The organism is Microbacterium sp. LWS13-1.2, assembly GCF_040144835.1.
Lineage (GTDB): Bacteria > Actinomycetota > Actinomycetes > Actinomycetales > Microbacteriaceae > Microbacterium.
The window spans coordinates 1,866,983-1,879,038 of record NZ_CP151632.1; the positions used below are offsets into that span (position 1 = coordinate 1,866,983).

The window sequence follows — 12,056 nt, forward strand, 5'->3', positions numbered from 1 at the left end:
CCTCCGCGGGGACTTCTAGTGGTTGACCGCCTTCTCGGCACCGATGCCGGTGAGCGAGCGCACCTCCATCTCGGACTGCTTGGCCGCGTCCTCGGGCGTCTTGTCGAGCACGCTCACGATCCAACCCAGCAGGAATGCGAGCGGGATCGAGATGATGCCGGGGTTCGACAGCGGGAACCAGGCGAAGTTGATCGCCTCGGTCTTCAGCATCGACGTCTCAGATCCCGAGACCACCGGCGAGAACACGATGAGCAGGATCGCCGAGGCGAGACCGCCGTACATGCTCCACAGGGCGCCCTTCGTGGTGAAGCGCTTCCAGAAGAGCGAGTACACGATGGTCGGCAGGTTGGCCGACGCCGCGACGGCGAAGGCGAGCGCGACCAGGAACGCCACGTTCTGGCCGTTCGCGCCGATGCCGCCCACGATCGCGACGATGCCGATGATGACCACCGTGCGGCGCGCGACCTTGACCTCGGCGCCCGGCTCGGGCTTGCCCTTCTTCACGACCGACGCATAGATGTCGTGCGCGAACGAAGCCGCTGCGGTGATCGTGAGACCGGCGACCACCGCGAGGATCGTCGCGAACGCGATAGCCGAGATGAGGCCGAGCAGCAGCGGTCCGCCGAGCGAGAACGCGAGCAGCGGGGCCGCCGAGTTCGGGCCGCCGGGGGCCGCGGCGATGACCGCCGGGCCGACGAGTGCAGCCGCACCATAGCCGAGCACCAGCGTGAAGACGTAGAAGATGCCGATCAGCCAGATGGCCCAGACCACCGACTTGCGCGCCTCCTTGGCCGTGGGCACGGTGTAGAACCGCATGAGCACGTGGGGCAGTGCGGCGGTGCCCAGCACGAGGGCGAGGCCGAGCGAGAGGAAGTCGATCTTCGCGACCTCCGATACGCCGTACTTCAGACCCGGGTCGAGGATCGCCGGGTTCTCGGCGACGGCGACGGCCTTGTCGAGAAGCGCGGAGAAGTCGAACCCGTTGATCGCCAGCACCCACACGGTCATCACGCCGGCGCCGACGATGAGCAGCACCGCCTTGATGATCTGCACCCACGTGGTGCCCTTCATGCCGCCGATGAGCACGTAGAGGATCATCAGCGCGCCCACCACCGTGATGACGAGAGCCTGACCGAGCTGGTCGCCGATGCCGAGCAGCAGCGAGACCAGACCACCGGCACCCGCCATCTGCGCGAGCAGATAGAAGAAGCAGACGACGAGCGTCGTCGTGGCCGCGGCGATGCGCACCGGACGCTGCTTGAGGCGGAACGACAGCACGTCGGCCATCGTGAACTTGCCCGTGTTGCGCAGGAGCTCCGCGACGAGGAGGAGCGCCACCAGCCAGGCCACCAGGAACCCGATCGAGTAGAGGAACCCGTCGTACCCCGTCATGGCGATCGCGCCGACGATGCCCAGGAACGACGCCGCAGACAGGTAGTCGCCGGCGATCGCTGCGCCGTTCTGGCCGCCGGTGAACGACCGCCCTGCGGCGTAGTAATCGGCGGCCGTCTTGTTGTTCCGGCTGGCGCGGAACACGATGACCATCGTCACCGCGACGAACGCACCGAAGATGGCGATGTTGAGCCAGGGCTCGCCGGGCGAGGTGCTCGCCGCTTCGAAGTGCAGCATCAGCGTGCCTCCTCGTTCTCCAGAGCGCCGGACTCGAAGGTGCCGGTCTCGATCTCGTCGCGGATCTCTTCCGCGAGCGGGTCGAGGCGACGGTTGGCGTAGTGCACGTACCAGGTCGTCACGGCGAAGGTGGTGACCACCTGGGCCATGCCGAGCACCATCGCGATGTTGACGCTTCCGAACACTCGGGTGGACATGAAGTCGTGCGCATAGGTGGCGAGCAGCACGTAGGCGAAGTACCAGGCGATGCATGCGCCCAGAACGGGGAAGACGAAGCTCCGATGCGTGCGCCGGAGCCGTTGGAACTCGGATGATGATTGGACCGCGCCGTAGTCGACCTCTGCGAGATCTATGGCGGCGCGCGGGGCTTCGTTGCCCATGACGTCTCTCCTTCGAGGGGGGTCGGCGCGCCGTCGGCCGCGCCGCTGCGTTGACAGTGCGACCATGCTCGCGCGCGGCCGGGCGGGCCGGGGGGTGGCCGCCGCTCGTCGTCGGTGAACGGCATGCACGGTGCGACGAACGGCGGATCGGCGACGACGAACGACGGCTACGCTGGCCGCATGCCCGAGTCGATGCTGCTCGCCGCTGCCGCCGGCGTCGTCGCCGGGGCGCTGGCGGTCGGAGTGGTCATCCTGCTGCGGCGCATCGTCGCATCGAAGGATCTCGGCACCGACGTCGAACAGGCGACGTATCAGACGCTTCACCTCGCGAGCCGCGCCGCCCAGCACCTCCGCGGCGGCATCGCCGAGGGCGACGCCACGCGAGCGGGGCGGCATCTGCGGGCGCTCCTCGGGTGCGAGACGCTCGCGCTCGTCGACCCGGCGGGCCATGTGACGGTCGAGGGGGACGACGCCGTCCGTGAGGTCGCGGGACGGCTCGCCGCTGAGGCGCGCGCGTCGAACCGTCCGCAACTGCAGCGGCGGATCCGGATCGGCGACCGGGAGACGGATGTCGTCGCCGCGCCGATCCTCGCGGGCGGCGTGCCCGCCGGAGCAATCGTCGCCTTCGCCCCGCGTGTGCGGGCCGGTCTCGTGCGCGCGACCGGCGAGGTGGCGGATTGGGTCGCAGCTCAGGTCGAGCTCGGCGAGCTCGACGCCTCGAGGGCCGCGCTCGCCGAGGCCGAGGTGCGCGCGCTGCGCGCGCAGATCAGCCCCCACTTCATCTACAACTCGCTGAACGCGATCGCCTCGTTCATCAACACCGACCCGGCCAAAGCACGGGAGCTGGTGCTCGAGTTCGCCGATTTCACCCGCTACTCGTTCCGCCGGCACGGCGACTTCACCACGGTGGCCGAGGAGCTCCGCTCGATCGACAGCTATCTGAAGCTCGAGCGCGCACGGTTCGGCGACCGACTGAAGGTGACGTTGCAGATCGCCCCGGAGGTCCTCTCGACGGTCGTGCCGTTCCTCTCGATCCAGCCACTCGTCGAGAACGCGGTGAGGCACGGGCTCGAAGGCAAGGAGGGCGGTGGACGCATCACGATCGAGGCATCCGACCAGGGCGCGTTCGCCGAGATCAGCGTCGAGGACGACGGCGTCGGCATCGATCCTGCCGCACTCGAAAGCGCGCTCGCCGGCGTGGCGACCGGCCAGCACGTCGGCCTGCGCAACGTGGACGCGCGGCTGCGGCAGGTGTACGGCGACGAGCACGGGCTGGTCGTCGAGACGAATGTGGGCGCCGGCACCCTGGTGCGGATGCGCGTGCCGAAGTCGCAGCCGGGCCGCGTCGCGGCATCCTCCTCCGCTGCGGGCCGGACGGCGGCATCCCCGGCTCCGGCCGCCGCGGAAGGGAGGCGGGAACGGTGATCTCGGTGCTCATCGCCGACGACGAGCAGCCAGCGATCGACGAGCTCGCCTTCCTGCTCGGGCAGGACCCCCGCATCGGCGTCATCCACCAGGCGGCGTCGGGCGCCGAAGCGATCCGGCTGCTCACACGCGAGCGCGTCGACGCCGCGTTCCTCGACATCCACATGCCCGGCCTCAACGGCTTCGACCTCGCCCGCGCACTGCAGCGCTTCGAGCGCCGGCCCGCGCTCGTCTTCGTGACCGCCGACGAAGAGAGCGCACTCGAGGCATTCGACCTCGCCGCCGTCGACTATCTGCTGAAGCCGGTGCGCACCGAGCGCCTGCACCGCTCGGTCACCCGTGTCGTCGAGGCCATGAAGGCTCAGGCTGCGCCGGCGACGGATGCCGCGGCATCCGCTCAGCCCGAGATGATCGCCGTCACGCTGGGCGGCACGACGCGCATGATCCGACGCGACGAGGTGCGGTACGTGCAGGCGCAGGGCGACTACGCCCGGCTGCACACGGAGGAGGCCAGCTACCTCGTGCGCGTGCCGATGTCGGACCTCGAACGGCAGTGGGCCGACACGTTCGTGCGCATCCACCGCTCGTACCTCGTCGCGATCCCGCACCTCGCGCGCCTCCGGCTCGTCGGCGACCACCCGAGCGTCGTCGTCGGCGGCGCCGAACTGCCGGTGAGCCGGCGCCTCCTGCCGGCGCTGCGGGATCGACTCGAGTCGACGACGATCCGGCCGCGGTCATGACCTCGCGCCCCTCGAACAGCAGCGCCGACGGAGACTCCGACGACGACGCCGCCGACGACCCCGCGCCTCGGGATGCAGCACCACTCCAGCGCGTGCGGGTGACCGCGCCGCGCGCAGGGTCGCCCGCAGCCTCGGCCCGGCCGGTGTCGCACAATGCGGCCGATGCCCCGACGAGCGATATCGCCGGAGTGTATGTGCGTTCGCTGATCCGCTCGCAGCTGCGACTCGGGGTCGTGTTCGCGGTCGGATTCGCCGCGGCGACGGCGCTGTTCGTGCTCGCGATCGCGTTCGCACCCGAGCTGGACACCACATTCGTAGCAGGTGTGCCCCTGTCGTGGCTCCTGCTCGGCGTGGGCGTCTACCCGCTGGCCATCACCGTCGCCGGACTCTATCTGCGCGCGGCTTCGCGGAATGAGGCACGCTACCGGTCGCTGACGGAGGACGAGTGAACGCCGCCATCGGCTACATCGCGATTGCGGCCGTCGCGATCGTGTCGGCGCTCATCGGGTTCTACGGCCTGCGGGTTTCACGCACGACGAGCGACTTCTACGTGGCGAGCCGCACGGTGCGGCCGTGGTGGAACGCGTCCGCCATCGGCGGGGAGTACCTGTCGGCAGCGTCGTTCCTCGGCATCGCCGGCCTCATCCTGCTCACGGGGTCGGCGGCGCTCTGGTTCCCGATCGGCTACACGGCTGGATACCTCATGCTGCTGCTGTTCGTCGCCGCACCGCTGCGCCGCTCGGGCGCCTACACGATCCCCGACTTCACCGAGGCGCGGCTCGACTCGGTCTGGGCACGCCGGGTGACGAGCACGCTCGTCATCGTCATCGGCTGGTTCTACATCGTGCCGCAGCTGCAGGGCGCGGCGCTGACCGTGCGGATCACCACCGGCCTCCCCGCCTGGGTCGGCTCGCTCGCCGTCGCGGTGATCGTCGCCGTCGTCGTCGCGGCCGGCGGCATGCGGTCGATCACGTTCGTGCAGGCGTTCCAGTTCTGGCTGAAGCTCACGGCACTCGCGATCCCGGTGGTCGCGATCCTGCTTCTCGTCGGCGACGTGCCGCCGGCGCTGACGCCCGTCGAGGCGTTCCCGGCGAGCGCCGGTCCCGGCGAACTCGAGGTGTACCGGACGATCTCACTCATGGTCGCGCTGCTGCTGGGCACGTTGGGGCTCCCCCACGTACTGGTGCGCTTCTACACCAACCCCGACGGGGTGGCGGCGCGACGCACGACCGTCATCGTGCTCGTGATGCTTTCGGTCTTCTACCTGTTCCCCACGGCGTTCGGGCTGCTGGGGCGGGCGTTCGCCCCCGACCTCGCCGCCTCCGGCGACGCCGACGCCCTCGTCCTGCTGCTGCCGGGCCGGCTGGTCGCCGGGCCACTGGGCGACGTGCTCACAGCGTTCGTCATCGCCGGCGCGTTCGCGGCATTCCTCTCCACGTCGTCGGGTCTCGTCGTCTCGCTGGCCGGCGTGATCAGCCAGGACCTTCTCGGCGGCAGCGTCCGGGGGTTCCGCATCGCGGCCGTGCTCTCATCGTTCGTCCCGCTCGTCGTGGCGCTCGCCACGGAGTCGGCGGGGCTGGCCGGCAGCGTGGGGCTCGTCTTCGCGTTCACCGCGTCGACGCTGTGCCCGGTGCTCCTGCTCGGCATCTGGTGGCGCGGTCTCACGGCGCGAGGGGCGATCGCCGGCATGCTCACCGGCGCGGTGCTGTCGGGCGTCGCGATCCTCGGCGGCGGGATCGTCTCGGCGTGGCTGCCTGCGCTGCGCCCGTTCCTCGAGCAGCCGGCGGCCTGGACGGTGCCGATCGCGGTGGTCGTGATCGTGCTCGTCTCACGCGGCGACCGCCGCGGCATCCCGCGCGGCACTGATCTGTTCCTCACCCGGCTGCACGCGCCGGAGGGGTCCCGACGCCTCGGACTCGACGGCTGACCGCGGCGCGATCCGCGGAGCCCGAGCAGTCAGGACCCGACCTCACACGCCGCCGCCGCCTCCGCCACCACCGCCGCCGCCGGCAGAACCGCCGCCCGACGACCCGCCCGAGGACGACGATGCGGAGGCCGACGACGACAGCGTCGAGATCCCTGCGGAGAAGGCCGCCGCGTGGAAGCCCGACGATCCGGCGTACCAGGTCGGCGAGTTCCCCTCGCCGTAGAGGACGGCGAGCTCTTCCGCCCACCGCTTCTCCTGTCCGAACACGACGGCGTACGGAAGGAGGGTCTCGTACAGCTTCAGCTTCACCCGCGGATCGGAGACGTCGACGGGCACCCGTTCGGCGCCTTGCGGCGACTGCAGCATCCGGATGCGGTCGGCCTCCGCCCACTCGATGAACTGCTTCAGCCCCCGCAGGTGGTCGCGGGCCTCCGCCCCGGCGGCGGTGAGCGGCTTGTGCGACACCGTGCCCGCCACCACCAGTACGACGATCACGGCCCCGATGATGAGCACCACCGGAACCCACGGCGTCACGTAAGCGACGAGGGCGCCGATGCCGAAGAGCAGGACGAGCACGGCGGAGATGACCGCGATCACGACCGGCCACGCCCGGCGGCCGATCGGCACTCTGCGACGGAGCCCCCGCGTGGTCAGCTCGGACGTCGCCGCCTTCAGCACCTTCTGCGCCGTCGACGAGAACCTGGTGTCGGTGCGACCGAACTCGAATTCCTCGCCCGGCATGCCGGACGGGAAGAGGCCGGGAAGCAGCATCCGTCCATCTCCGTCTGCGAGCGACGGGTTCTGGAGCACGGCCTTCAGCCGGGTCCCGCCGAACCACTTCTGCGGGCCCTCCTCGATGCGGATGCTGCCCACCACCGCCTGCTCGAGCACCTCGGCCGGGATCGCCTTGGACGTGTGGCCGAGGAGCACGGCACTCTCGAGCGCGTCGATTCCGCGCGGCGGCGTGTACTCCGCGATGATGACCGGGCGGCCGGGCTCGTCGCGCAGGTGCCGCGCACGCGTGACGCCCGCGAAGACCACTGCCGTGCCGAGTCCGAGGAGAGCGACCGCTGCCTGCAGCCAGCCCCAGGGCGACGCCAGGTAGGAGGTGTCGAACTCGGTGAAGGTGTCCGGCTCGAACCCGATCGCGATCGTCATCGTCTGGTACGGCTGGACCCCTTCGACGGTTGCCACGACGGCGCCGTCGGAGTCGCCGATGGGGCACGTCCGGGTGTCGTCCTGGTAGCCGACATAGCAGGACTGCCTACCCGTGCGCGCGGCATCCACGTCGTCCTGCATGGTCACACGCGCGGTGACGCGACCGAACGACTGGGGCCAGGCGGTGCCGTTCACGTCCCAGTAGAACTCGTCCGAACCGGTGTCGGCGAAGTACCGCGTGACGTTCTCGAGCGTGTACGTGAAGACATAGGTCTGGCGACCGTGGACGAACTCGCCGGCACGCGAGGTCATCGAGAAGAGGCCGTCTTCCGCCTCGGTCTCCGCCTCTCGCGCCACACCGTTCTCGTCCGTGATGGAGACGAGCTGCGGGTTCAGCGGCGCACCCTGGTAGTTGTCGGGGATCACCCGCCGCATGCCGCGGTTCTGGTCGGACTCGGGGAAGAGCGCGACGAACGTCTCGACGACGGTGAGCGTGCTCGTGCCGTCCTCGGCGCGACCGAGCTGGTACTCGACATCGAGGCTCTCGAACGAGAAGTCCTCGACGTCCGCACGAGCGGGAGCGGCGCCGATGCCCGCGAGGAGCAGACCCGCGAAGACGGCGAGCAGCAGCCCCATGACCCCGAGACGGCGCGCGCGCCACGACGCGATTGCAGAAGACGCCATGGGGCCAGCCTAGGGTCCACCGCCTGCCCTACTCTTGACGATATGACCGACCGCCGTCTCGCCATCGACGCCTGGGAGAGCCTCTTCCGGGCCCAGCACGAGGTGTTCGGCGACATCAACGGCGACTTCGACGAAGAGATGCTGAGTCAGGCCGAGTACGACGTGCTCCTCACCGTCACTCGCTCCGACGACCTCACCGCGCGGCTGCGCGACGTCACCGCGAACATGCTCATCAGCCAGCCCAGCGTCTCGCGGCTCGTCGACCGCATGGTGGCGCGCGGACTGCTCACGAAATGCGCCGATCCCGACGACGGGCGCGGGGCGCTCGTCCACGCGACGGATGCCGGTGCGTCGCTGTTCCGCCGCATCGCCAGCGCGCACGGCAAGGCCATCGCCGAGCGGATGTCGCTGCTCTCGGACGCCGAGCTCAGCCAGCTGCGGGACCTCACCGCCAAGCTGCGCAAGACGCAGCCCAGCTGCTGACTCCCGGCTCGGTCGTTGAGCGAGCGCAGCGAGACGAAACGCCCCAGCCGGCGTCGCACGTCGGCCCACTGCGTTTCGTCTCGCTCGTTCCTCGCTCGCTCAACGACCGGTCGTTTCCGGCCGCTGAGCGCTGGGGCGTTTCGTCTCGCTCGTTCCTCGCTCGCTCAACGACCGGTGGCTCCCGGCCCCCTCACGGGGTGCGGCGCCGGAGCGTGAGCGAGGCGAGGATCAGCGCTCCGACCGCGAACGCCACCACGACCAGCAGCGGACCGAACACGTCCCAGCCCTCGTCGCCGGCCGTCACGGCGTTGATCGTGTCGATGGCGTAGCTCAAAGGCAGCACCTTCGAGATCTGGTAGAGCGCCTCGGGCATGTCCTCGCGCGGCATGAACAGGCCGCCGAGGATGATCTGCGGGAACACGATCAGCGGCATGAACTGCACGGCCTGGAACTCGGTACGGGCGAACGCACTGGCGAGCAGCCCGAGCGCGCTGCCGAGGATCGCGTCGACGACGGCCACCAGTCCCAGCTGCCACAGCGGCCCGTCGACCTCGAGGCCGCACACCCACACGGCGAAGGTGACGGTGATGACCGCCTGCAGCGTCGCCATCAGCCCGAACGCGAGGCCGTATCCGACGATGAAGTCGGCCTTGGCGATCGGGGTGGTCATCAGGCGCTCGAGGGTCCCCGACCGGCGCTCGCGGAGCGTCGTGATCGAGGTGATGAGGAACATCACGATGAACGGGAACAGCGCCAGGATCGGTCCGCCGAACTGGTCGAACACCCCCTCCTGGTCGCTGAACAGCCAGGCGAACAAGCCGACGAGCAGGCTCGGCGCGACGAGCATGAGCACGATCGACCTCGGGTCATGGCTGAGCTGGCGGAGCACCCGTCCGGCGGTCGCGAGGGTGAGCATGCCGTTCACGATGCCCGCCCGTCGTCCGTGGGATCCGTCTGCGACTCGTGCGGGTGCCCTTCTCGAAGCTCGCGGCGCGTGAGCGGGTGCGGTTCGACGGGCGAATCGCCCGCGCGCGACCCCTGCGCCTGCGCCTGCCGGACGGCGTCGCGTTCGATCAGCGTGAGGAAGGCGGCATCCGGATCCGTCGTCCCAGTGTCGGCGAGCAGGCCGCCCGGCGTCGTGTCGGCGATGATCCGCCCCGCCCGCATCAGCACGAGGCGGTCGCACCGCACCGCCTCGTCCATCACGTGGCTCGAGACGACGAGCGTCGCCCCGGCGTCTGCCAGACCACGGAAGAGGTCCCACAGCTCGGCCCGGAGCAGCGGATCGAGCCCCACCGTGGGCTCGTCGAGCACGAGCAGCTCGGGATCGCCGAGCATCGCCACCGCGAGCGAGACGCGACTCTCCTGCCCGCCGCTGAGCGAGTCGATCGTCTGGTCGCGCTGGTCGGCGAGGCCGACCTGCTCGATCACCCGATCGACATCGCGACCGGGCGCTCCGACCAGCCGGGCGAAATAGCGGAGGTTCTGCCGGATGGTGAGGTCGCCGTACACCGACGCCGCCTGCGTGTCGTACGCCACCCGCCGTCGCAGTGCGCGTGATCCGCCCGGCTCGCCCAACACGGTCACCGAGCCGCCGGCGATCTTCTGCACGCCCACGATCGAGCGCATGAGCGTCGTCTTGCCGCACCCCGACGGACCCATCAAGCCGGTGATCTGGCCGCGTGGGATGTCGAGATCGAGAGACGTGAAGACCTCGGTCTTGCCGCGTCGGACGTGCAGATCGCGCACGCTGACGGCATCCGTCCTCAGGCTATTCATCACGTGATGAATAATGGGCCCGCCGTGCCCCCGGGTCAAGGGGTCCGGCGGCGACTCCCTGGCGTCACGAGCCGTAGAGGTAGCCCTGTACCGTGGGCCCCACGCGCCGGATCAGTTCGTCGACGGATGCCTCTCCCAGCGCCGGCAGTCGCAGGACGTAGCGGGCGATCAGCAGACCCGCGACCTGCGAGGCCACGAGCGCCGCTCGCAGCTCGGCGTCTTCGACGTCGAGCGCCCGGACGATGCGCGAGAGCAGCTCGCGCGAGATGAACCCCGCCAAGAGGGGCGTCGTGAGCTTGTTTCCGATGGTCGTGCGCAGGAGGGCCACGCCGCGACGGCGCACATCGGCGTCCTCCCAGGTCTCCAGCAGGTACCGCACGATGCGCTCGCCCACCTCGTCGCGGGGCCCTGCGAGGATCTCGGGGATGGCGAGGTCGGGCCGCATCGGCGCGCCCACCGTCTCGCCGAAGAGATCGGCCTTGGTGCCGAAGTAGTGGTGCACGAGGGCCGAGTCGACGCCTGCCCTGCCGGCGATGCCGCGCATCGTCGCGCCGTCGTACCCGAGTTCGCCGAACTCGTCCATGGCAGCGGCGAGGATCCGCTCGCGCGCATCGGACTGCCCGGCGCGCGGGCGGCCGCGACGTCGCTTCGGCGCCGGCACGGCGTACTCCACCACGGGGTCAGCCTACGTCGGCAGTCGACTGGCGGCCACGTGATCCGATTCCGGTCGGACGTAGTCTGGGCGCCATGCACACGCGCACTCAGGCGAGGCTGCAGGTCGTCGCAGGTCCCATGTTCGCCGGCAAGTCCGAGGAGCTCATGCGTCGCGTCCGCCGCGCCCGCATCGCCGGCCTGTCGGTCGATGTCGTGAGCCACGCCCTCGACGATCGTCGCGGCGAGGGGCAGGTCAGCTCCCACTCCGGGCTCAGCGTGCCGTCGCGCTCGGTGCCCGACGTCGAAGCGCTCGTCGCCTCGGTCGAGGGCCGCGCGCTCGACATGGTCGCGATCGACGAGGCGCAGTTCTTCGGGCCGGACCTCATCGACGCCGTGAATGCGCTGGTGACGGAAGGCGTCGACGTCGTCGTCTCGGGCCTCTGCGTCACCTTCGACGGCCGGCCGTTCGACCCGCTGCCGGCGCTCATGGCGATCGCAGAGGACGTCCTGAAGCTCACAGCGGTGTGCGCGGTGTGCGGTCAGGACGCGGCGTTCCATCAGCGGCTGTCGGCCGGCGGCGCCGGCGATCCGCTCACTCCGACGAGCGACCAGGTGGGAGGCATCGAGTCGTACCAGGCGCGATGCCGCCGCCACTTCACGGGCGCGGCGCGAACGTAGGCGCCGGGAACAACGGATGCCTCGTCCCGGCCGGGACGAGGCATCCACTGTCAGAGCGCCTACTGCTCGATCGGCTGCGGCGCGTCGTTGGACTCGTGCGCCTGGATCGTCGGCGTGCCGCCCTCGGACGTCACCTCGATCTTGCGCGGCTTGGCCTTCTCGCTCACCGGGATCGTCACGCTCAGCACGCCGTTGTCATAGCTGGCCGAGATGCGCTCGGTGTCGATGCCCTGGCCGAGGTTGAGCTGGCGCAGGAAGCTCGCCGCCTCGCGCTCGCGGGTGATCCACTTGACGTCGTCGCCGCTGGTGAGCGTGCGCTCGGCGCGGATCGTCAGCAGCTGGCCGTCGACATCGATGTCGACCGAGCCCGGGTCGATGCCCGGCAGGTCGGCGGTCAGGACGTAGTGGTCGCCGTCGCGGTAGAGGTCCATCGGCATGCGGCGCGGACCGCGGCGCGTCTCGAAGAGACTCGACGCAAGACGGTCGAGGTCACGGAACGGGTCGTAGGTTGCCATGGGA

At 70.1% G+C, this 12,056-nt stretch carries 13 protein-coding genes; 6 read left to right on the plus strand and 7 right to left on the minus strand.

Annotated features, from left to right (window positions below; all coding sequences use genetic code 11):
* Positions 1-15: 15 nt before the first annotated feature.
* Both MRBLWS13_RS08935 and MRBLWS13_RS08940 read right to left on the minus strand, forming a co-directional pair.
* Entirely contained in the window at positions 16-1,629 is a 1,614-nt protein-coding gene (locus MRBLWS13_RS08935) for a sodium/solute symporter (RefSeq protein ID WP_349428685.1), read from the minus strand.
* A complete protein-coding gene (locus MRBLWS13_RS08940; protein WP_349428686.1) occupies positions 1,629-2,009 on the minus strand; it encodes a DUF485 domain-containing protein in 381 nt (126 codons plus the stop codon). Before MRBLWS13_RS08940 ends, MRBLWS13_RS08935 begins: the two co-directional genes overlap by 1 nt.
* 180 nt (positions 2,010-2,189) lie before the next feature.
* Here MRBLWS13_RS08940 and MRBLWS13_RS08945 point away from each other — a divergent pair, with 180 nt between their 5' ends.
* The 4 genes from MRBLWS13_RS08945 to MRBLWS13_RS08960 are packed head-to-tail and all read left to right on the plus strand — an operon-like array spanning position 2,190 to position 6,101.
* Positions 2,190-3,434 (plus strand): sensor histidine kinase, encoded by a 1,245-nt coding sequence (locus MRBLWS13_RS08945; RefSeq protein ID WP_349428687.1) that lies wholly within the window; start codon positions 2,190-2,192, stop codon positions 3,432-3,434.
* Entirely contained in the window at positions 3,431-4,174 is a 744-nt protein-coding gene (locus MRBLWS13_RS08950) for a LytTR family DNA-binding domain-containing protein (RefSeq protein WP_349428688.1), read from the plus strand. The genes MRBLWS13_RS08945 and MRBLWS13_RS08950 overlap by 4 nt, the downstream gene beginning before the upstream one ends.
* A complete protein-coding gene (locus MRBLWS13_RS08955; protein WP_349428689.1) occupies positions 4,171-4,623 on the plus strand; it encodes a DUF485 domain-containing protein in 453 nt (150 codons plus the stop codon). The genes MRBLWS13_RS08950 and MRBLWS13_RS08955 overlap by 4 nt, the downstream gene beginning before the upstream one ends.
* A complete protein-coding gene (locus MRBLWS13_RS08960) occupies positions 4,620-6,101 on the plus strand; it encodes a cation acetate symporter (protein ID WP_349428690.1) in 1,482 nt (493 codons plus the stop codon). The genes MRBLWS13_RS08955 and MRBLWS13_RS08960 overlap by 4 nt, the downstream gene beginning before the upstream one ends.
* A gap of 42 nt (positions 6,102-6,143) precedes the next feature.
* Here MRBLWS13_RS08960 and MRBLWS13_RS08965 read toward each other — a convergent pair whose 3' ends face one another.
* Complete coding sequence (locus MRBLWS13_RS08965) at positions 6,144-7,943, minus strand: DUF2207 domain-containing protein (protein WP_349428691.1); 1,800 nt, start codon at positions 7,941-7,943, stop codon at positions 6,144-6,146.
* Positions 7,944-7,985: 42 nt separating this feature from the next.
* On the opposite strand from MRBLWS13_RS08965, the gene MRBLWS13_RS08970 reads away from it, so the two are divergent.
* Positions 7,986-8,426: a MarR family transcriptional regulator gene (locus MRBLWS13_RS08970; protein ID WP_349428692.1), complete on the plus strand. Its 441-nt coding sequence runs from the start codon at positions 7,986-7,988 to the stop codon at positions 8,424-8,426.
* A gap of 190 nt (positions 8,427-8,616) precedes the next feature.
* Here the strand turns inward: MRBLWS13_RS08970 and MRBLWS13_RS08975 are convergent, their stop codons facing one another.
* The 3 genes from MRBLWS13_RS08975 to MRBLWS13_RS08985 form a co-directional block, all read right to left on the minus strand.
* The gene (locus tag MRBLWS13_RS08975; RefSeq protein ID WP_349428693.1) at positions 8,617-9,351 is read right to left on the minus strand and encodes an ABC transporter permease; all 735 of its coding nucleotides are present in this window, start codon (positions 9,349-9,351) and stop codon (positions 8,617-8,619) included.
* On the minus strand, positions 9,348-10,205 hold the full coding sequence (locus MRBLWS13_RS08980; RefSeq protein ID WP_349428694.1) for an ABC transporter ATP-binding protein: 858 nt from the start codon (positions 10,203-10,205) through the stop codon (positions 9,348-9,350). Before MRBLWS13_RS08980 ends, MRBLWS13_RS08975 begins: the two co-directional genes overlap by 4 nt.
* Before the next feature lie 64 nt (positions 10,206-10,269).
* Positions 10,270-10,881, minus strand: coding sequence for a TetR family transcriptional regulator (locus MRBLWS13_RS08985; RefSeq protein ID WP_349428695.1), 612 nt, complete (start codon positions 10,879-10,881; stop codon positions 10,270-10,272).
* Between the two features lie 71 nt (positions 10,882-10,952).
* Between MRBLWS13_RS08985 and MRBLWS13_RS08990 the strand changes: the two genes are divergently transcribed.
* On the plus strand, positions 10,953-11,537 hold the full coding sequence (locus MRBLWS13_RS08990; RefSeq protein ID WP_349428696.1) for a thymidine kinase: 585 nt from the start codon (positions 10,953-10,955) through the stop codon (positions 11,535-11,537).
* A gap of 59 nt (positions 11,538-11,596) precedes the next feature.
* Here the strand turns inward: MRBLWS13_RS08990 and MRBLWS13_RS08995 are convergent, their stop codons facing one another.
* Entirely contained in the window at positions 11,597-12,052 is a 456-nt protein-coding gene (locus MRBLWS13_RS08995; RefSeq protein WP_349428697.1) for an Hsp20/alpha crystallin family protein, read from the minus strand.
* Positions 12,053-12,056: the final 4 nt, after the last annotated feature.

What these genes read in the sequence shown, in the direction of transcription:
- MRBLWS13_RS08940 (WP_349428686.1), bottom strand. Translation starts at nt 2,009, where the DNA reads ATGGGCAACGAAGCCCCGCGCGCCGCCATAGATCTCGCAGAGGTCGAC.
- MRBLWS13_RS08945 (WP_349428687.1), top strand. Translation starts at nt 2,190, where the DNA reads ATGCCCGAGTCGATGCTGCTCGCCGCTGCCGCCGGCGTCGTCGCCGGG.
- MRBLWS13_RS08970 (WP_349428692.1), top strand. Translation starts at nt 7,986, where the DNA reads ATGACCGACCGCCGTCTCGCCATCGACGCCTGGGAGAGCCTCTTCCGG.
- MRBLWS13_RS08965 (WP_349428691.1), bottom strand. Translation starts at nt 7,943, where the DNA reads ATGGCGTCTTCTGCAATCGCGTCGTGGCGCGCGCGCCGTCTCGGGGTC.
- MRBLWS13_RS08935 (WP_349428685.1), bottom strand. Translation starts at nt 1,629, where the DNA reads ATGCTGCACTTCGAAGCGGCGAGCACCTCGCCCGGCGAGCCCTGGCTC.
- MRBLWS13_RS08980 (WP_349428694.1), bottom strand. Translation starts at nt 10,205, where the DNA reads ATGAATAGCCTGAGGACGGATGCCGTCAGCGTGCGCGATCTGCACGTC.
- MRBLWS13_RS08955 (WP_349428689.1), top strand. Translation starts at nt 4,171, where the DNA reads ATGACCTCGCGCCCCTCGAACAGCAGCGCCGACGGAGACTCCGACGAC.
- MRBLWS13_RS08995 (WP_349428697.1), bottom strand. Translation starts at nt 12,052, where the DNA reads ATGGCAACCTACGACCCGTTCCGTGACCTCGACCGTCTTGCGTCGAGT.
- MRBLWS13_RS08990 (WP_349428696.1), top strand. Translation starts at nt 10,953, where the DNA reads ATGCACACGCGCACTCAGGCGAGGCTGCAGGTCGTCGCAGGTCCCATG.